Source organism: Photobacterium proteolyticum (assembly GCF_001939735.1).
GTDB classification, from domain to species: domain Bacteria; phylum Pseudomonadota; class Gammaproteobacteria; order Enterobacterales; family Vibrionaceae; genus Photobacterium; species Photobacterium proteolyticum.
In genome coordinates, this window is sequence record NZ_MJIL01000048.1 from 15,988 (window position 1) to 36,507 (window position 20,520).

Sequence of the window (20,520 nt, forward strand, 5' to 3'; positions counted from 1 at the left end):
CATCTACAAGTGCACATAGTCAGATTGACAGCGTGTTTTCCAAACGGAATTCTCACGTGCAATTCTGCTATATCTCCACTAAAATACGCACCTTGGTAGAAAACGATCACGTTAGAAATGACGAAAGTGACGTTATTGGATAACGTACTATAATGATTGTTACGTCAAAAATAACGTCAAAAGGTGAGTAATGAGAAACGCACAAGACGGCTACTGCTTTTCTTTCCCTGCTGTTCGGGGGCTACAAGCAGGAAAGCCATTCTACATCGCCACTTGCCCACTAAGTACAATCCCTAAGATTTTTGTCTTCGACGAAGATGAGGTTCCACCGGAACTTCGTGCTCAGCGTACGTTAAATAAATCACGTATTCCTGAGATGGTACGTTATCTCGTCGAAAACCCTAAAGACTATGTCTTTTCTGCTCTAACCGTCTCAGTCGCATCGACAGTGAGTTTTGAAGAAAACTCCAGTCTTGATACGCCAAACCTTGGCACATTAAAAGTACCAATGGATGCGCAGATTTTGATCAATGACGGTCAGCACCGCCGCGCAGCTATTGAGGCGGCTCTTAAAGAAAATCCAGACCTAGCTCAAGATAATATTCCTGTCTTGTTCTTTGTCGATGAAGGGTTAAAACGTAGTCAGCAAATGTTTGCTGACCTAAATAAATACGCTGTAAAACCAAGCCCTTCCCTTGGTGCCTTATATGACCACCGTGATGAAAGCTCTGAACTTGCTCGTTACCAAGCTCAGCACATTGCCCCCTTTAAAGGCTTTACCGAAATGGAGAAATCCAGTATCAGCTCCAAAAGTGGCAAACTATTCACTTTAAGCAGCCTAAAGCAAGCTAACAAAGCACTGCTCGGTAAAAGTGCAAAAGATGGTTTCAGTGAAGAAGAGAAATCACTGGCCAATCAATTCTGGGAAGCTGTTTACGACGCAACCCCTGAGTGGCAGATGGTACTAAACAAAGAACTATCACCCTCTCAATTCCGTCAAGATTACATTCACGCACATGGTGTAGGGTTACACGCATTAGGTTCACTTGGTTGTGCATTGATCACAGCTCAACCAACTGAATGGCAACAAACAATCAAAAGACTGAAAGATGTTGATTGGCGAAAATCCAATCCAAATTGGGCAAACCGTAGCATGCTACATGGCAAGCTAAGTAAAGCATCAACAAACATTATGCTAACAACAAATGCCCTAAAACACGCGTTATCGCTCCCACTGACACCAGATGAAAGAGCGCTAGAAAACCAACATATAACAAGTAGTGAGGCTTCAAATGGCTGAGTTGTATCAAGCCGATTGTCTGGACGAAGAACAAATTGAATATATCGAAAATGAGTTTTTTGCAGGCTTTAAGCGGTATAGCAATCATCAATCGTTACCAGCAAAATTAGATCACTATGCGGGACTAGATGAAGAATTAAGAAACGTTAGCAGCACCAACCTTTGTCGTGAGCTTCAACGTGAACATGAAAAGCATGAAGGCTTTGTTTTAAAGCACTTCATCGATGATATTCAAGCCGTATATTGTGCTGACAATCGTCCATGGGTTATTGGCTATAGCGGTGGTAAAGACTCCTCTGCAGTCGTAACGCTTGTTTATCTTGCGTTACAAGCATTAGATGAATCAAAACGCACCAAACAAGTGTACGTAGTTGCCTCGGATACATTGGTTGAAACACCGTTGGTTGTTGATCACGTCAATAAATCACTAGAATCTATTGGCAACCAAGCTCGCCGTGATGGCTTGCCTATTACAACCCATAAAGTATTGCCAAAGCCTCATCAAACGTTTTGGTCTTGTCTTTTAGGTAAGGGCTACCCTGCACCAACAAAAAGTTTCCGTTGGTGTACTGAGCGCATGAAAATTGACCCTGTTAGTGACTTCATTACAGATAAAGTAGCGAAGTTTGACGAAGTCATTGTTGTACTAGGTTCTCGTAGTCAAGAAAGTGCCTCGCGTGCACAAGTAATCGCGAAGCATAAAATTGAGAACACACGCCTAGCTCGCCATACAACTTTGGCAAATGCTTTCATCTATACACCAATTGATACTTGGAGCATGGATGACGTTTGGAAAATTCTTCGTGCATGTCGTCTCGAAGTAACCATCTCACCTATGGGTATTGGTAAAAAGTGGTCAAACAACTACGACCTTGAATGGGAAAATCCATGGGGTGGTAAGAACCTGACGCTATGGAATTTGTACAAGGATTCATCTGTCCAAGGCGAATGCCCAATGGTTATTGATGACAGTACCCCTTCATGTGGTAACTCTCGTTTTGGTTGTTGGACATGTACCGTAGTCACGAAAGACCGTGCAATGGAAAGCCTAATCCAAAATGGTGAAGAGTGGATGCGCCCGCTGCTTGATTTCCGAAACATGCTGGCTGAAACCAACATCCCAGAAAACAAGCCTCTTTACCGTAATTTTAAGCGCCGTACAGGCCGTGTTAGTTATCAACGAGTCAAAGATGGACAAGACTTATCGGCTGAACGTGATCATGTGCCTGGTCCTTACATGCTTAAATTCCGTAAGCAATGGCTAAGACAATTGTTGGTACAAGAAAAGGAATTTAACCAGTCAGGCTATCAGGTCACACTTGTTACTAAACCTGAACTGCATGCTATTCGCCAAGAGTGGTTGAACGATCCAAACGAACCTGACTGGGCTGATTCACTCCCTCAAATTTATCGTGAGGTTTACGGTAAAGACCTTGATTGGGTTATCAACGACAACAACAGCTTTGGTGAAGTAGAAGCACAAATCTTGCAGCAACTAGGCAATGAGCACGATGTATCACCAGAAATGATTCAAAAGTTACTTGATCTTGAAGTATCACTTGAGGGTTTAAGCCGTCGTACCGGTGTCTTTGAGAAAATTGGTAGCCTATTGAAACGTGATTGGGGTTCACTTGAAGAAATCAAAGAAAAGCATGCTGATCTGCAAAGTAAATCAGACTTTGATATCCATAAAGACCAAATCAAACGTTACGAAGATGAAATTGCAAAACTGGATCGCTTAGCCAAGGTGGAACTATAAATGATCATTAAAAGCCTTGTAGTCAATAACTTCCGTGTTTTCCGTGGTGTGCACGAAATTGACCTTGCCCCTCGTAAGCAACGTGAGTATCACGAAGCCCCTGCGCCAATCGTATTATTTGGCGGTTTAAATGGTGCAGGTAAAACGTCGATCCTAACCGCAGTCCGTGTGGCTCTATATGGCCGTGCTGCCTTTGGTAGAGGCATGACAGCAGCAGAATACCAAGAACAACTTGACGCCCTTATTCATAAAGGCGTCGGGATCAGTGAAGGTAAATCCTCCATTGAGCTTGTTTTCACACATAGCCAAAACGGTATTGAAAGCGAATATAAAATCACCCGAGGTTGGTCAAAAGGTCAAAAAGACCGCTTAGTCCTTGAGAAAGATTCTGAAGAACTAAGCCAGATGAACTACGACCAATGCCAAAGCTTCCTTAATGAACTGATTCCATCTGGTATTGCCGACTTATTCTTCTTTGACGGTGAAAAGATTGCCGAGCTTGCAGAAGATGAGTCAGGCGAAGTTCTACAAACTGCAGTAAGACGTTTATTAGGTATTGATGTTGTTGAGCGCCTTCGAAACGACCTTGCCATTTACCTGAAGCGTAACGATGCTGCTGCAATGCCAGCTAACATCAAAACACAAATTGAAAAGTTAGAAAAAGAGCGTGTGGATGCTGAAAATGCTGCAAAAGCAATGGCAAATGAAGCTGTGCTCTGTAAAGCAAAAATCGATTTAATTGCCGCCGATATTGATAAAGCCGAAGGAGAGCTGTCTTCACGTGGTGGTGCATGGGCAAGCAGCCGTGAACAAGAGAAATCCAAGCAAAATGAACTAGAAGCTGAGCGTAAAGAATTGGAGAAAGTTCTTCGTGCAGAAATCGAAGCTAACCTACCCTACTCTTTCGCACCAACAGTGCTAGCAAACCTGTTTACTCAACTTGAAGCAGAAAAATCAGCTAAACAAGCTCAAAACTTCAATGCTGAGTTACAAGGCTTTATGAATGAGCTTAGCCAGCAGCTTAGCTTCCGACTTGCTAATGCAGCAACAGCACTTGATACCATTCAAGATTGCTTAAATGAGCGAAGCGCTTCTCAACAAGAGACAGACATTTTACTTGATATTTCTGATCGTGAATTCAATCAGATTTATTCTCAAGTCAACGTTCAGGCACCAGAGTCATTCACGCGTTTTGATGCTGCTCGTAAACGATTAAGCATAGTTGATGAAGAAATAGCAAGTCTTTCTGTCAATATTGCTCGCGCACCAGAACAAGAGCAACTTGAATCACAATTAGCAGCAATAAAGTCTCTAACCAAGAAACGTACTGAAGCGATTTTAGAGCACAAAACAACAACTGACGATGCGAAGCGTAAATACCGTGAAGCAATTGAATTAGCACGCAAAATTCAAAAACTTCACGACAAGCATAAAGTAGCGCACAACGCTGAAGCTTCATTGGCTAACGCCCAAAATGCACACATTATGTTGGCTGATTTCAGTGAAAAGCTAACGCAAGTACGTGTTAAGCAACTTGAATCAGAATTTATTAAAAGCTATCAAAAACTGGCACGTAAAGAAGATTTACAGCTATCGGCACGTATCAATACTAAATCATTTGATGTTGAGTTGATTGATGAAAAAGGCCATACCATCAGTCGTAAGGCTCTGTCTGCTGGTGAAAAACAAATTTATGCTATCTCGATTCTAGAAGCATTAGGTCGAACTTCAGGCAATCAATTACCAATCATTATTGATACGCCTTTGGGCCGTTTAGATTCTAAACACCGTGATAAGCTTATTCAGCATTACTTCCCTGAAGCTAGCCACCAGGTCATCATCCTATCAACAGATACTGAAATCGATGAAAGCTACTTCAACAATGTTGATTTCAAATACGGTATTTCACATGCCTTTGAGATTCAGTTTGATGGCACCACTAAGTCATCCAGACTGAAAGAAGGATATTTCTGGCAACAGAAAGCACAAGCAGTTGCGGAGGTAAATTAAGATGCTACCTAATAGCATGAAATTGAATAAACAAACAGAAGAACAGCTAAAAAAGCTAAAGCAATTTACCGGAATTACACCTAATGTTTCTTCACGCATCGCTTTCTTCCGCTCAGTTGAATCAGGCTTTAAGTATTCAGCTGAAACAGCAAAGAAGCTTGATGGTAGCTTGGTACTGGATAAAGTGACATGGCTAGGTGACACCCAGTTAGTGACTGAACTGGTACTGAAACAGACCTACCCTGATCTTGACGATAAAGAAACAATGGCCGCTTGGGCTGCGCATGTTGAGGATGGGATTGCAGCATTGAGGAATCATAAATCGATTTCTTCCTTCTCAGAAGCTCTATAGTATGTACGGCACCATACGGTGCCGTATTATTTTCTAAATCATTATTATGACTATCAAATGATACTTTATGTTATCAACTTATATACCTTAAAATAAGATTTCTAACTTCTGCTCTACCAATACCAGAAAAATTAAAGTTAGATTTCTTTAGGGCGTTGACATCAACTTTATCCATCATCTTAAAATCAAGAAATAAATAATCGTTGGAATCAATATTTGATAAAACAATCCTTAACACATCAAAGATTGCTAATATTCCAATCGCTCTCGTAGTAACAAACTCATCATTAGAAAACCATCCAAGAGTGTCTAATTTAGATAAATATGCAAGTATTATTGAGTAAATATCTCTATCTCGTCCATCGATATAAAACTCTCTTAAAACTTGTTTATACTTTTTATCTATTAACCTTTTACGCCCTTTCGATAAAAACAATCCTGACTCATGGATTTTATATCTATCTCTAGTTGCATCCGATGTTATTAAACTTGAAATAGCTTCTACAAAACAAGCTGTTGATATATTCCAACCACTTGGTTTTTTACTCCCTTCAAAACTAGTATAAATCTTACCCTTAAATGATGTTTCAGACTCAGAATTCAAAATTCTCGTTAAAAATATTGCGAGAGTATCAGGAGACCAATAGTCACTGTTTGTCTCATCAACATTATAGCCAAAAAGTTCATACGCTATGCTTTTATCAACTTTCTTTTGATTAAAGTTTATTGAAGTAAATATTTCAGCTTGTTCCGCAAAATGTAGATCAATATAGACAGAACAAATCATATCATAATCACGAAAAGCACCATCAGATATTGCTTTTTTAATACCTTCAATACGGTGTTGCCCATCTATTATAGAAGCTATTTTTTTGTTTGTCGGAATAATTAACTTTTCGTTTTTAATACCCCATCTAATGTTCTCATCATCAACAAATGAACCATCACTTTTAAAATTCGCACTTAATATAACTGTATTTGGGTATGTTGTTCTATTGCTACGGCTATATAGTGCAATCTGATTAATCCGATCATCTCTAAGCTTCCTTTGAACACCATTTAACTTTCCATTTTGGCTATAAGCCGACATAGAAAACACCAACTCAACTAACATAGAAGCTTTTATTTTGAATGTATAAAATGTACTAAATGGTTGATGAACTTCAAGGACATTCGTTTCAAAAAAGTTTTTCACTTTAGACATTTTATCTTCCATTACTTAATGATTCTGAACTTAGTGGTTTGTTACCTGTCGGAGTATAACCACCACGAACTCCTGAGGTGAGATTAGCTGAATTCACGAAAACCCAAATGATAATTGCAAATACTGTTGATATTGATGAAAGAACAAGGCTATTTTGTAATAGTGATTGTGCCATAATTATTGCCATAACAATAATCATCCCAAATGATAGAAATATAGCATTTAGAAAATTTTCACGTTGTTGTTCATCTTCAGATAAATTATCATACCTTTCAAACAACTTCAGAATCCCATCCATTAGGGCTGTAATTAAAAGTGGTACTGTATACGAGAACATTGACTTTGGAGTAAATGTTGACAAAAAGTCAACACCTCCTCCAGGACTAAAACACTCATAATAAATGCCAAAAGTGCTTGCAAAAATAAAAATAACAAATATTATTCTAAATCTAACATCATAAAATGGGCTTATAAACTCCCCCCAAATATACTTCAATAAATCACACATTACATCCCTTAAAACAATATATTTGAACATTACCAAAAATTTACTGTGTAGCTATTTTTTAAACACCTCTCTAATATGCCATTCAATCTCCCGTATAGATGGCCTATTAGATATATTGTGTGGTAAGTGAATCATTTTAGAATCAAAATCCCACATCAATTTTTCAACTAATCTGCCTCCAACTACAGACGGTGATATTTTCACCTTCATATCGCTATCTAAGGTAAATGCGCCTTTATCAAAAGCTCTATGGTGAATGCTGCATAGAGCTATACCATTAGTAACATGGCAAGGGCCAGAAAACTGCTTCCATTTTATATGTGCAGCTTCAATGCCAACTGGCACTGTATCTAACGCCAAATCAAATCCACAAACAGCACAACGATAATTGTAAGCTCTTAAGACTTCACGCCTGAAGTTAGGATCTCGCAGCTTTGAAGATGTATCTAGTTCAAAGCCAAATTTGATGAATAGTTCATCTTGAACCGTTTCAGGAAAATTGTCTTGAATTAACTTCGAAGCTATCCGCTCAATTAATGATGGATTAGATTCAATGGCTAGATACGATGAAACATCAAAGCCTGCCATGACGTTGAATTTTACAAGCTCTGATTTTTTCGGATCAGTATTACTTTTACGGGGAATGCACTCCTCACCGTTTTTTATTTCCCAAAAGCCATCATTCACTAATCTCCAGAAAGGATACTCTGGATGGTGTGCTTTACGAGAAGGCCCAAACTGAACCAGCAATTCTTTTACCTGTTGATCAACTTCACTTTCAAACTTAAACAGCCGCTCATGCCCTTTTTTATACTCAGACAAAGCATAAAGAAGCATCAAGGGCTTATGAGGAGCACGTTGGTCACCACGTCTCCAGCGCGATACTGACTGTACTTTTTCTTGCAGGTCCAAATTTGCACACCTCACATTGATAATATGCCCAATTATACATACACCCATCTATTTTGATATTACACCCACAAAAAAATAGCACCTAAAAGGTGCTTTTTTTGACTTTAGTCAGTTACTTACTGCAGTAACTCCAAAAATTCCTTATCCCGTATCTTGACGATCTTCTTGGCGCCATCAATGATATAAGCTGTAGTGGATTTCTAGCTTATTGATAGTTATCATCAGATCTCTTGTACGGCTTTTTCATTCACACTAAACATCGCTTTTAGCTCCAGAGCGCGGATCTTAGCTACACTGTGAATTAACCAAGTAAGTACGTAGCTTAAATAATTATTTTTGCTTGTTTGAAACTGAGTAATATCTTGTTTTGGTGAGTTCACCCAGCCTTTGTATTTCCGATTTTCTTTATAATTTGTCACAAGCATGTTTGGTGCTGCAGTGTGAAGTCATCCATATTATCGATAGAATACGGCGAAAGAAGCATTACACATCTTTCGCCATCTACGGAAGGACTATATCCGGTCACACATCTGGGTAATGTGGACTTTCTTAACACCCACTTTTAAGTTACCAGTACTATCCATATGGTAACCAACGGACAAGCATTGCCCTTTACTGAGCTCTCCAAGCCGAATCTCCCATTCTGCCTGTTTAGTCCCAGGCATGCTAAGCTCAAGAATCTTCGCATAGGTTTTAGTCTCAGTTTTTGCAGGTGCAAAAAATAATTTATGTGAAGCTTGGAATAAACGGTCTTGTTCATCTCTTTTTAGCATACTCAAGGTCTGAGTTGCTAAAATAAGAGAAACACCAAACTTCCTGCCTTCAGTTAGCATTTTACCTAAAGGGCTTTCTAAGCGATGATCTAAGTTCTGCACTTCATCCAAAACAATTGGTACTGGCGTGTTTTTACTGCCATAACTACATGCGTAAGAGTACAAGTCCCAAAGTAAAAACTCCGTACATAACATCGATATATCGTGAGAAAGAGATGCTAGCTGCATGATAGTTGCGCCATATCGATCGCTTTGGAATACAGACTCCCAACTTTGCCCACTATTCGAACTGAAAAGGTTAGATTTAACAAGTGGAGAAAGTTTGCTAGCTAATGTAGGACCAACTGTTTCTTCTTCTAGCAGATCATCGTACATATTCTGGAAGCTATAAGCGCTCCCATACTTTTGTACTCCGTATTCAATTACATCATTCAGTACGGCAATCTGTTTTTCACCAATTGACGAGTAAACCTTGTTAAATACTGATGCTATTCTTCCTGCCACCGTGTGTGGTTTTTCTTGAATAATTAGCCCACCAAAATCTTGTTTTTGTGCTCGGAAAGGAGACATCTCAAATGGCTCATTGCACATAACATTAGATTTCGGGTCTAATTTTGACAGAAATTCTGGCTCCAAGTGATTTGGTAAAAATCCATTTGTATAATCAACAACAAGTGAGCGGATTTGAGAATCTGCCATACTCATCATCAGCCCTTGAATACAATAAGTCTTTCCTTGCCCGGAACTACCAAAAATAATCATATGTCTGTTCGCCAGATCTTTATGACCATATTCCCAATATACTTTCTCACCTGTACAAGTATTACTTCCAATTTCGACACGATTAAATACATCAGGCTGCAACTCTTCCCCATGTAAGTTCGGAGAAAGATTACCTATACCAGAAATATCTTCGTTATCTGAAGAAAAAGCCACTTCTGCTTGAGTACTTCCTCCTAAAATGTATTGCTCTGGCACATGGCATAGCTTCACTACATCAAGCTTGTTCAATACATCTTGTAACGGTGTTTCTACCAAGCTTGGCAGTAAGCCCATAGGTAAATCGACTTTTAAAATGCCATCAAGCAGTTGGTAATCAGGCTCTAAGCAACTAGCGCCTTCTAGGTGGCTAACAACAAAACCATCTGGGTACTCAGCTACTTTAGCCAGTGAGTAATCACCCTTTAACAACTCTTCTTTGTTTGCCAGTAGTGAGTCGAAGTAGTTGGATGCAAACACGTTATAAAGGCGGTATTTATCGACTTGCATCAGTACTTGTCGCATAAACAAACCACGGTATAACTTGCTTGCCAATGTGACGTTACCAAGTAAATCTTCACTTAGGTAACGCAGCAACTCTTTCGCCTGTTTTACCGCTTTCTTATAATCAGGGATTGACCCCGTCTTCACTTCTACCGGAAGTAAGTACATCTGCTGATCTTTAAAGCCAACTAACAACACATCATCAGAGATTGCGCCTTTTTTATAACCTTGCACATTGCGCGAGAACTCGCTGTCTGACATTTTCAGGCCGATATTGCCAGAAACACGAATCATTTCTGCTACTGATAGAGGCACCCAGGTAATATCTGAGCTGTGCACTAAGCTGGTTACAAACTTATAGGCACCAATAACACCTTTGCGCTCTTTGTTAATCGTCGGTGCACACGTCATCATCTTCAGAAGCCAATCACCGTTGAAGGCATTGAATTCGTTGATTTGGCCGCCATCATCTTGCTTTATCACTTTCTCAAACAGATCACGTTGAGCGGTTACCGTGATAGCATCGTAACTTGATGAGCTGGTGTATTGATCCGAGTAGTGGATTAACACCACGTCTTCATTGCTATGGAAGAAATCGAGCGTAACTTTCGGATCGATAATGATTGTCCAAATAGAGCTATCATAAGAGCGCTCGAGTAGATCTTTAAAGTCTTCACTTACAGCTAATGCAATTGCATTCGTGTCACCTGTTTTTCGATTAGCCTGCAGTGCTGGCTTCATCAACGAGCCAATATGCTTAGCCATCATCAAATGCGGGAAAGTCTGATAGTCGGTATTTTTTAAACCAAAACCGGTAAAGTAAGATCCATTATCGCTATGAGAAGCTTCTCCAGGTAATAGTCCGTCACACGCGATCCCTGACTCCATCAATTCAATAGCGATATCCGAACAATCAACCTTCTCATTATTGCGGAAGAAAGAAAGATGTGCATAAGCTTGCCCATTCTTCTCTGCTTGTTCATTCGTGAACTTGCTGTAAGTCAACCGAGTACGCAGGATATCGATGATGGTATCAGCAACTTCACGTACTTTACCTTTATTGAGCTCTAGCCATTCTTTTAGTTCATCGTAATTTGCAGTTTCGGCAAAACGGTCGAAGGCATTAAATGTCAGCTTTTCATCGTAAAGGTTCACGTGAATTGATGCAGATTGCTCTTGGTTGTTACGAATGTAATCCACCAAGCCCATAAACAGCTCATCAGCACTGTCTTGGTTCACTGCATTCACAATGATACTCTTTTCTGAACCAGTAAACAGTTGGCTGAATGCCGTTTGAAACTCATCAATTTTTTCTTTCACCAACTTACGGACAAAAGAAAGCGAACTCTTCTCTTGCGGAACACTCTTGAGCCAAAACGCATTTTCTTTTACTTGTTGGTTATAAGCGAACTCGTGTTTCGGATGGTAAACATAAGGCAGCAAGCCTTTTGGAGAAAGGCGTTCAAATGTGACATCTGGTAGACTTACAAAGCTAGCATCCTCACGAATGGCTTTTCTCAAGTTCAGATAGTAAGCCAACATCAATGGATGAAACGGCGAGTAGTACTCTTCCTCTTCTGACTTAATCAAACCAATTTGTAGTGCTGCTTTTTGCCCTGATGTTAGCATGCTACCTGTTGGAATAGCATCAAAGTACGCAAGACAAGCATCCACGACATTTTCGACAAGTGCTGTAAACTGATCCCCCCAAGACGCAAGTGAAGGTGTGCTGCGACGCTGTTCTAGGTAATCATACAACTCTATATATCCAGCATGGATTGCGTCGTCTACGGCTAGCAAATCATCCAACTTAATCACATTGTCATTGAAGATCGCCACAACTTTGCGGTTGATGAACTCTTCTTCCCAACGAAGCAGCTTCAGGCGAAGTCCCGGTACCACAAACTCACTGTTATCAATGCCTACCTTACCTTTTTGTGAATACAACTCACCGTTGTAGTCGTCTTTAAATAGCTTGTGGTAACGACCACGATTTAGCAGCAATGGTAAGCTTAAAGAGTCCGTTGCAACCGCACCTTCAACATTAAAGCTCAATTGGTTGTCACCGGATTTCACCGAGAAATCAATTTCATCGGCTTCATTGGCTAATGCTTCAAAATCCACCAGAGCATGTTCAGCAATATTGACCACTTGTTTGGCATCGGTCAGTGAACATGTTGCGCCCTCTTCAGTGCGAATCGGAAGTTTGTTCTCTTCCATATTCAACGTTAAGCGCTGCTTTGAGTGCTCCACTAAGAAGATGTTTTTGAAAGGTTCAATATAGAATTCGCCTTTACGCACAACAAGACAACGGAAGTTATAGACTTCCGATTTATTCTCACGCTTTAGTGCCAGATTAAAAAACAAAGGCTCATGCTTGTACTTGCCTTTTAACTTTGCATTTGCACCCAAACGAGTCGGATCTACTTTAATAACCTCTTCATAGTTTAACGCTTTTTTGGGTACGATGTGGAATTCATCTTTCTTGAGATCAGGTGCGCCAACAAAAACAAGTTTTAACTCAAATTCATCAACCCCCTCATCTAACTCGATGATAAGGTGGCGATCACGTAAGCCAGCTTTGGTTTCTGAACGGTTACGTCCAGTGATAGTCATGCTTGCACCCGCTTGTTCCTCTTCCAATACAAGCTGTTGCTGGGCATTACGTTTTATCTCATCGAGATACGTTTGGTATTCAACCTCTTTCCAATCGGCAAGCTCTGAGAAATGTATCTTTATAAACTTATCCCCAAATAACTTCGCTTCACTTTGCAACTCACCATATTGCTTCATCTCAAAGTTAATTCTATAAAATAGAGCCCGATTGTTGGCTAATCGCTGCTTAACCTGCTTCTCATTTCCACTCAAATTAAGAATTAATGGGTCTTCAAACATCCCCAATTCATTAAAACGCAAGTCACCATCTTCTACTGCTTTGTAGAGTGACTCGAAACCAAACATAGTGGCGCCATCTTCCAAGATGGCACCAAACTGATCATCAAGCAGACAATTAGAGACATCTTTGCCTTTATCTTGCTGATCAATCAGGCCCTTCATCGCCTCTTTGATCTTAGTTGGGCTCCACACCTGCCCGGACTGAGCCAAGTCTTCTGCGGAGTTAATTAGGGTATCCAACAAGCTGTTATGGATAACGACCAACGCGCACCCTTTCAGGTAACCAGATTGGCTGGCCACTTCATCACGCAGATGAGAAATGTAGTTATCAGTGAAGCCTTGGTATTCCGCAGGATCTTCGCTATGAATAACCGGCACAACTTTGCAACGAGCAAGCTCGATGTAAGGAAGCTCGATGCCATTTGTTGCAACAATACTCTGCGCAGAGTGAGCAATCATAGCTTGGTACAAACGCAAGCTGTTTTCACTATCTGGTGATTTGAACTGATAGCGAAAGCCTGCCTCGATGTGTGTTTCTGCGTTTGCTAGAAACTGCTCAACCAGAAAGGTCTCAAATTGTTTTACGGACATATACTGCGTCTCCACTATCACTCATGCGCTCAACGTTACCAATACGCTCATAGAATTTAATTAGTTCTTGTTCAGTTTGCCTATCTACAAAGATACCTCGCAGCTTGAATTCAGCGATAAGCTCATGGAATCGGAGTTTGTCCTTCTCACCAACAACCAAATTAGTCAGTAAGATAATGTAATCTTGATTCAGCACGAGTACCAAACCACCTCGACGCCTGTTTTGAATAAAATGCGATGCCAGGTACTTCTCAACTTCAGAAACGTATTTCTTGTTGATGTTAAAGCGTTCCCCAACACTAAATTGCGCTATTGCCAACTTCATTATATTGCCAAGCCAATCTAGTGCCGAATCAGATTCTTCCAGCGAAATATCAAGCTTACGCTGTGTGCGGAACGCTTTTGCGAAATTTTCCAGATCCTGTTTCAAGTGCTCTGAACTTGATTCTTGAATACCTTTGGAGATCATCCAAAGCGGTACTTTTGCCGAATTCTTGTCACCAGGTTGTAACAATTCAACCATGGTCAACATTGGGTAAAGCCTCTTCGCCGACTCTGCAAATAACTTGTAACCATGATTCTTAATGTGCGTGCGTTCATTACTTGCACGCTCATGGTCCATGATAAAGTAAAGTGGTTTCGCAGCTGGCGCTTCACCTGAACGCCAGTCTGTCAGCGCTAAACTCAACTGCGCTGTGTAAGTGAAGCCATAAAATGATAGGAATGACTCAATCTCGCTGAGCAGGTACTTAGGGCGACTTGCTAAAAACTTTAAGTCGTCACGAAACGCTTTCGACAAATATGGCAGGTACGGCTGCTCACTCGCCTGCACTGATGAATCATCTTTCATCTTGCTTCGCAATGTTGCCAGCATTTCACGTTCAATAAAGTTAAGCTTGGCATCAAAATTTTCTACTCGCATATTTTGCAGCAAGTTTGTAAACAATGAAGCAACACGTGTATCACCTGCGGTGTACTCCCCTTTCTGGGCGCGGAACAGCAGTAACTCAGGGCTTACCGAGAAAATATCTTTATTATCAAAATACATTTCACGTAAGACTTCCCAAAACCCTTCTTCTCCCAACTTTTCTTTGAAAGCAGATTGACAGCCTTGGGTAAACTCCTCGTAGGAATACTTTTCTATTTTTTTTCTTAATAGCCCACGCAACACTAAACCAATGACCGCATTCCAATCAAATTCATTGCCTTTAGTTCGAATTGGTAAATAACATTCTAGGCTGTTTTTATTTTTCACACCTTCCGAGGTTTGTGGTAACTTCGGATTAAACGGTTGGGTGTATTTATCCATTGTCATCTTAGATTCCCACTCACTTCGAAATACTCATCATCTTCATTCGCAATCTTGTAGCGTTTGTCATCTTTTAGGATGAACAAGGTATCTTTTTCATTTGCCACTGTAATGATTTGTTCTATAACTTCATCCAGTAACAATACTGCATTTTTATCATGCTTATTCGGACGATAGCCTTGATTGATTTTTGTCAAAAGCTCCAACAAGTTGATACTTATCGGCATAGGTAACAACGTGTGTCCATCGACTTGAATGTAGGCATTGAATGCACCAATTTTACCAACATCACTGGTTTTAATTGCGGTGAAGTCTGGTTTTACTTCTAGTTCAACCGCTGTCTTAAATCCGTTGTACTCAGAAATAAAGTATGCATCTCTATCTAATAAGGGAGAGTTTCGGTTGCAGTAACAATGAATCGCAGAAATAAGCGTATCTTTATAGAACCGGTTTATTTTTTGTCTCTGCTTGCCAAGCCCATCAAACTCTTTATGCAACAACCATATATCTGCATACTGATTAACTAATGTATTTTCAAAATCAACTTTGAGTGCATTGGTATAGTCATTAACAAACTGCTCTTCATCTTTAAGTAAGTAAACCAAACGTAAGTATGAAGAAGCAGTCTCAACATCGAACACACCTAAAGATTTAACTTGCTCCTTTAGAGCAGAGAAGCCCTTATCTTCGATTCCTAAGCCGAACTGAAGAACAAACTCGTCGATCTTACGGGTATGAATATTACTAGGGTCAAAGCATTGGATGTGTTCAATTAGCTCGTTGTCAGCTTCTGAAAAAAGGTTGTCAAATAGGTAACCGTCCATCGCCAAAATCTGGAAAACAAAATCTAACAGTGCACGGGCGGTTAAAAATTGATCTTTAATTAAACGTGCTTTTAGCAACAATGAGATGACATTATTTTGCACCGATTCAAGGGCAAGCAAGGCAAAATTAGCCGTCAGTATCGTATGCCCTTGCTTTTCCACTTCGCTGTTGTAAAGCGCATAAAACGGGTTATCCAACGACTGCTCTGTTAGGCGAGCAATAAATTTTGCCGCAAAGTCAGATGTACTCCCCTCTTGGGTTAACGTGAATTTAGGGTATTGCTCGAAGTCTAAAAAGGTATGGTTTGTCGGAATATCTTCAGCTCGGTTTTCCAAAAATGCTTTAATCGACGCTTTTACATCGTTATGTTGGTCGGCACCTTCCTCAGCATAATTACCCAACATACCTATGTTTATGCCCACAATCAGTGGCTTATCATTTCCTTTGAATTGCGTGAAGCGATCGTCTAATGCCTGAATTGCAGTTTGGCTTGGATTGAAACTGTGTGTTGCATCCAGGTGGAAATCTCGTGTTGCCTTATATTGTTGGCTATAACGAGTCAGAATTTCTGATTTACCATCACCACTACTACCACAAAGAAATATAATTTCAGATGGTTTAGCTGAGGTTAATGCGCTCTTAAACGCAGTTTCGATATCAGTCTGAATATAGATATAGTCTTTATAGCTAGATAGCAGATCTTGAGTATTATCTCGCTCAGTGCTTACCGCATAGGGGGAGGACTTTGAGAGAATGCTGAGGGCTTGTGCTAGATTCAAAATGCGTTTCTCAATCAAATGGTTAATATACGAGCTAATTTGTATAATGTAACCGATTAATAGTAATTCAATTAAATATCAATTTCGATAACGTATTGAAAGTCTATGAGAAAAGTTTGAATCAGTTAGCAAACCTCCTCAAAGAAGGCCGTCTATAGGTATATCAGATGAACACCGTAAGCGTTTCTGCCTACTGTCAGCAGGCATTGAGCTAACCAACTCTTCCTTTAAATGGCGGCTATGATAGTAAACATTTATAGACAATAAATAGTCGTGAGGAGGTAGCCTGTAATCTTGCTTTTTCAGAGCTGGTAGTTTCTATCTACCAGCCCAATCATGAATAATGGCATAGGTTGCCATATTAAATATGAAAACGCTCCGTGTAGTTGCTTAGCTGCTGTCCTACCTCGGATAGGTGATCGGCCAGTTGCTGGTTGTTGGTGGCGTTATCGCGGGTTTTGTGGGAGGTGTCGGCAACATGGACGATGCGCTGGTTCATGTCATCGGCGACATCGCTTTCTTCCCGTGTTGCGGTAGCGATGTGGGCGTTCATTTCATTGATGGCCGCGACGGCTTCGACGATGCGCTCTAGGGCTTCATCGGCCTGTTTCATGTGTTCGACGCCAGCTGCAGCCTGCTGCTGACCGGCACCAATCACGTCTACAGCCTGATGGGCCTGCTTTTGCAGTTTCTCGACCATCTGCTGAATTTCGCTGGTTGAATTGGCCGTTCTGGCGGCCAGGCCACGCACTTCATCGGCAACCACGGCAAATCCGCGTCCGGCCTCACCGGCACGGGCGGCTTCAATAGCAGCGTTCAATGCCAGCAAGTTGGTCTGCTCGGCAATGTCGTTGATCACTTCCAGTACCTTGCTGATCCCCATACTGTCGGCATTGAGGGTATTAATCACCGTCCCTACCGACTGCACCTGCTGATTAAGTTCATCGATAGTACCGGTTGCCTCCAGCATCACAGTGCGGCCGCGGTTGGCTTCTTGTTCTGCACGGTTGGTGTATTCAGAGGCATTGGCGCTGCTTGAAGCCACTTCCTGGATGGTGGCAGAGATTTCATTCATCGCCGTCGAGATCATCTCGATCTCCTGGTATTGCTGCTGCATGCCGCTGGCATTTTCAGTCGCTGCCTTTTTCAGCTGCAAGCTGGATACGCTCAGTTGCTCACTCGATTTGATGACGCTGCCCAGCATACTGGCAAATCCCCAGCGGGCCTCATTGTAGTCGGTATAAAGCGCACCGATTTCATCGCCACTGTCATCAGACGGCAGTGGTTTAGTCATATCGCCTTTGGCAAACAGCTGTAGCGCTTCACGCAGTGGCAACAGAGGTTTCATCAGGTATTCGTTGACGTAGAGATACAAACTTCCGGACAGCAGCATTAGCATCAGGATCAAGCCCAGCGAGATCTGCATCTTGACCGTCACACTGGCGTTACTGGCCGTTTCCATCATCTTCACGGCGGTATTCATTTCCTTGAGAATAACTGGAGAGCGCTGATACAGCTCTCTTATCAAGGTGGCATTCTCTTCGCTGCGAAGCTGGCTTTCATCTATCTGCAGCAGCTTTTGGATACCGGCGCGATATTCAAGCCATAGCTCGTTTACCTTGCTAAGCTGGGCTTCAATCTCAGGTGTTTTTGGCGCTGATATGCCTTGCTCCTTGTCGCCGTTTCTCAGCAGGTTCATCGAAGACTCAAACAGTTTAATCGTCTTGTTAACTCCCTCTTGCTGTTCCATGCCGGACTGTACCAGCAGGACTTCCTTGGCAACCCGTTGGGACAGCATTCGCTGGCGTCCGGCTACGTTGATGGTTGCCGCATCGGCTTCCATCCCATAGTAGATAATTCCCATCGCGCTAAACCCGGATAGTACTAAGATGACACTCAGCAGCAGTAGCTGCGCCTGGATACTCTTGAGGCCGATAGTCTGAAGTAGCTTTCTTATTATTTTCATTCTTTTTATTACTCTTATCTTTAAATAGTTTTGATTTATTTCAGTAGACGTTGCCATGGTGCCGCTTACACCACGTCGAATTGGCACTCCGTTCGCCAACGCAACCCGATTTGCTGAGCAGTAGCTATCGGGGCAATCACTGAGTTTTGACATCAGGCTGGTTTTGATCGCGACACAACCCGTCAAACAAATGACAAAAGCGTCAAAACACGGACATACTACAATAGAGGTATAAATCAGGAATATGGTTTCAAATCAAAAAGTAGTGTGAACTATGAATTATTTGTCGCATATTTGATCAGGCGTCAGGTTTTAGAAAACTAGACAGGCATCTCGTCAAGAAACTGACACAAATACTCATAAAAAAAGCCCCTAATACGAATTAGGGGCTTTCAGCTATCTATCTAGTTTTGAGCTAGACAATCCATGACCATGCTCCCATTTGATATGGGTCTAATGTTGATACTGATCGTATGTTGGTATTGCTCGCATGGTCTGGTTTGGTGATTACATCTGCGAGAACACGTTCATGATCACGCCGCCTGTGATGATCAGGCCCATTGCCAGCATGGCCGGGAAGTCAGGCTTCTGCTTGTAGAGGATCATCGAGAAGATTGTTACACCGATAATACCGAAGCCACACCATAGCGAGTACGCAATACCGACAGGGATATAACCCATCGCCTTGGTCAGCGCGAAGTAACACAGACTGTATGCACCAATAACCAGCGCCGACATCGCCGGGTTACGGAAGTTATTGGTTTTCTTGATGTATGAAGTACCTGTGATCTCAGAGCAAATTGACAGTGCCAGCCACAAAAATCCTACGTTGAACATGGTATATCTCCTTACCCTTTCGCTTCTTCAGTGTTAAGTTCGATTGCTTCTTCTTCGCTTTCTTCTTCACCCATCTTGGAGAACAGGTTCATGATGATGATCCCGCTGGCAATGACCAGCATGCCGATCATCGCGGCCATATCCGGATGCTGGCCGTAGAACACCATGCCCAGCGTCGAGACCAGCAGGATACCGGTGCCAGACCAGGTGGCGTAGGCAAGACCAACCGGCAGGTATTTCACCGCCTGAGACAGCGAGTAGTAACACACCACATAAAGCAGAACGATAACCGCCAGCAGGGCTGTTTTGGTAAAGCCTTCACTGGTGTCGAACATTTTCAGGGTTGAGGTGGCCGAGGTTTCAGAGGCGATAACCAACGCCATCCAGAGCCATTTTTTTACAGATTCAGACATAAATACTCCTAAAGTTTTCTTTCAATTTTTGTTTTCGAATTAGATAAAGCGTTAGCTCGCCTGCTGAGCCTTTACATACTCCTGAGCCAGATCGGTTAACCGGTCCTGCTCGGAAAATGCGGCAATCCCCTGCTCCATCACCTCGGAAAGCGTGATGAAGCGTGGCGATGCCGATTCAGCCGGCACACTTGCATTTGTTCTTACATTTGTTGTTATTGCGTTCGTTGCTCTTTCGTTAGTAGAAAGCGACTGGCAGCCCTGCTCCTGTGGTTCTGCGTCAAATACCGCTATCGAACCAAGCGTTAAACCCAGTGCCTGTACCGTCTGACGCTGTGCTGTCAGCCTTGCGGTCATGGCCGGGTTATTGGCCAGTCCCTTCAGCTGGTTCAGCTCGCTGTCTAACCGGCACTGATAATCCAGAGCGGCTGTCGGTATCCCTTTCATCAGAGCGGTTTGCACCAGTACAGCACCCGGCGATCCGAACAGGCCATTGGCGATCTCGGCCAGCGTTGCCGGATCGAGAAACGGTAGCCACACCGCCTCGAAGCCGGACAGAAACTGCACCGGATCGCTGCCGTCCCACGTCAGGATCTCCCCCACTTCCTGCCACTGAATCGCTGAATGCGCGGCAGTTGCCGAAGGCGGGATGTAGATGGAAAACCGGCGCTGCTGGCACTGCTGAAGACGCGCAATGATCAGGGACTGATAGTCCGCATCACCGCCCAGAACAACCAGCGTGCGAGGCTGCATGCCCGCGAGCACACGTTTCACCAGGGCTTCAATCTGTTGCTCGTTCATTCCTACCTCTCTTAGCTCAGTCATTT

Annotated in this window: 14 protein-coding genes and 1 pseudogene; 4 read left to right on the forward strand and 11 right to left on the reverse strand. The window is 42.1% G+C overall.

Features of this window, described 5'->3' with window-relative positions:
- Positions 1-190: 190 nt before the first annotated feature.
- Genes dndB through dndE form a run of 4 tightly spaced genes read left to right on the forward strand, consistent with a single transcriptional unit; the run spans position 191 to position 5,421 of the window.
- A complete protein-coding gene (dndB, locus tag BIT28_RS04555; RefSeq protein WP_075762462.1) occupies positions 191-1,300 on the forward strand; it encodes a DNA sulfur modification protein DndB in 1,110 nt (369 codons plus the stop codon).
- Positions 1,293-3,059, forward strand: a complete 1,767-nt coding sequence (locus tag BIT28_RS04560; protein WP_075762463.1) for a DNA phosphorothioation system sulfurtransferase DndC — start codon at positions 1,293-1,295, stop codon at positions 3,057-3,059. Before dndB ends, BIT28_RS04560 begins: the two co-directional genes overlap by 8 nt.
- Positions 3,060-5,069, forward strand: coding sequence for a DNA sulfur modification protein DndD (gene dndD, locus BIT28_RS04565; protein WP_075762464.1), 2,010 nt, complete (start codon positions 3,060-3,062; stop codon positions 5,067-5,069).
- Position 5,070: 1 nt separating this feature from the next.
- Complete coding sequence (gene dndE / locus BIT28_RS04570) at positions 5,071-5,421, forward strand: DNA sulfur modification protein DndE (protein WP_075762465.1); 351 nt, start codon at positions 5,071-5,073, stop codon at positions 5,419-5,421.
- A 73-nt stretch (positions 5,422-5,494) separates the two neighbouring features.
- Here dndE and BIT28_RS04575 read toward each other — a convergent pair whose 3' ends face one another.
- From BIT28_RS04575 to BIT28_RS04625, 11 genes and pseudogenes are all read right to left on the reverse strand, one after another.
- A complete protein-coding gene (locus BIT28_RS04575; RefSeq protein ID WP_075762466.1) occupies positions 5,495-6,625 on the reverse strand; it encodes a DGQHR domain-containing protein in 1,131 nt (376 codons plus the stop codon).
- Between the two features lies 1 nt (position 6,626).
- Complete coding sequence (locus tag BIT28_RS04580) at positions 6,627-7,133, reverse strand: hypothetical protein (protein ID WP_139310438.1); 507 nt, start codon at positions 7,131-7,133, stop codon at positions 6,627-6,629.
- Positions 7,134-7,184: 51 nt separating this feature from the next.
- On the reverse strand, positions 7,185-8,045 hold the full coding sequence (locus BIT28_RS04585) for a phosphorothioated DNA-binding restriction endonuclease (protein WP_075762617.1): 861 nt from the start codon (positions 8,043-8,045) through the stop codon (positions 7,185-7,187).
- Positions 8,046-8,161: 116 nt separating this feature from the next.
- Positions 8,162-8,452 (reverse strand): annotated as a pseudogene (locus BIT28_RS30330) (hypothetical protein); the annotation flags it as partial.
- 105 nt (positions 8,453-8,557) lie between these two features.
- Positions 8,558-13,567: a DNA phosphorothioation-dependent restriction protein DptH gene (gene dptH, locus BIT28_RS04595; RefSeq protein ID WP_075762469.1), complete on the reverse strand. Its 5,010-nt coding sequence runs from the start codon at positions 13,565-13,567 to the stop codon at positions 8,558-8,560.
- Positions 13,548-14,882, reverse strand: coding sequence for a DNA phosphorothioation-dependent restriction protein DptG (gene dptG / locus BIT28_RS04600; protein WP_075762470.1), 1,335 nt, complete (start codon positions 14,880-14,882; stop codon positions 13,548-13,550). The genes dptH and dptG overlap by 20 nt, the downstream gene beginning before the upstream one ends.
- On the reverse strand, positions 14,879-16,480 hold the full coding sequence (gene dptF, locus BIT28_RS04605) for a DNA phosphorothioation-dependent restriction protein DptF (protein WP_075762471.1): 1,602 nt from the start codon (positions 16,478-16,480) through the stop codon (positions 14,879-14,881). The genes dptG and dptF overlap by 4 nt, the downstream gene beginning before the upstream one ends.
- 361 nt (positions 16,481-16,841) lie before the next feature.
- Positions 16,842-18,446: a methyl-accepting chemotaxis protein gene (locus BIT28_RS04610; protein WP_175577489.1), complete on the reverse strand. Its 1,605-nt coding sequence runs from the start codon at positions 18,444-18,446 to the stop codon at positions 16,842-16,844.
- Between the two features lie 507 nt (positions 18,447-18,953).
- Positions 18,954-19,283, reverse strand: a complete 330-nt coding sequence (locus BIT28_RS04615; RefSeq protein WP_075762472.1) for a DMT family transporter — start codon at positions 19,281-19,283, stop codon at positions 18,954-18,956.
- Positions 19,284-19,294: 11 nt separating this feature from the next.
- Positions 19,295-19,696 carry a DMT family transporter gene (locus BIT28_RS04620; protein ID WP_075762473.1) on the reverse strand — a complete coding sequence of 134 codons (402 nt, stop codon included), beginning with the start codon at positions 19,694-19,696 and terminating at the stop codon, positions 19,295-19,297.
- 51 nt (positions 19,697-19,747) lie between these two features.
- Positions 19,748-20,494, reverse strand: coding sequence for a hypothetical protein (locus BIT28_RS04625; RefSeq protein WP_075762474.1), 747 nt, complete (start codon positions 20,492-20,494; stop codon positions 19,748-19,750).
- Positions 20,495-20,520 lie beyond the last annotated feature (26 nt).

Coding starts and splice junctions, on each gene's coding strand:
- dndD (WP_075762464.1), top strand. CDS start 3,060: ATGATCATTAAAAGCCTTGTAGTCAATAACTTCCGTGTTTTCCGTGGT.
- dndB (WP_075762462.1), top strand. CDS start 191: ATGAGAAACGCACAAGACGGCTACTGCTTTTCTTTCCCTGCTGTTCGG.
- dndE (WP_075762465.1), top strand. CDS start 5,071: ATGCTACCTAATAGCATGAAATTGAATAAACAAACAGAAGAACAGCTA.
- BIT28_RS04575 (WP_075762466.1), bottom strand. CDS start 6,625: ATGTCTAAAGTGAAAAACTTTTTTGAAACGAATGTCCTTGAAGTTCAT.
- BIT28_RS04620 (WP_075762473.1), bottom strand. CDS start 19,696: ATGTCTGAATCTGTAAAAAAATGGCTCTGGATGGCGTTGGTTATCGCC.
- BIT28_RS04610 (WP_175577489.1), bottom strand. CDS start 18,446: ATGAAAATAATAAGAAAGCTACTTCAGACTATCGGCCTCAAGAGTATC.
- BIT28_RS04625 (WP_075762474.1), bottom strand. CDS start 20,494: ATGAACGAGCAACAGATTGAAGCCCTGGTGAAACGTGTGCTCGCGGGC.
- dptG (WP_075762470.1), bottom strand. CDS start 14,882: ATGACAATGGATAAATACACCCAACCGTTTAATCCGAAGTTACCACAA.
- BIT28_RS04580 (WP_139310438.1), bottom strand. CDS start 7,133: ATGTGTGATTTATTGAAGTATATTTGGGGGGAGTTTATAAGCCCATTT.
- BIT28_RS04615 (WP_075762472.1), bottom strand. CDS start 19,283: ATGTTCAACGTAGGATTTTTGTGGCTGGCACTGTCAATTTGCTCTGAG.
- BIT28_RS04560 (WP_075762463.1), top strand. CDS start 1,293: ATGGCTGAGTTGTATCAAGCCGATTGTCTGGACGAAGAACAAATTGAA.
- dptH (WP_075762469.1), bottom strand. CDS start 13,567: ATGTCCGTAAAACAATTTGAGACCTTTCTGGTTGAGCAGTTTCTAGCA.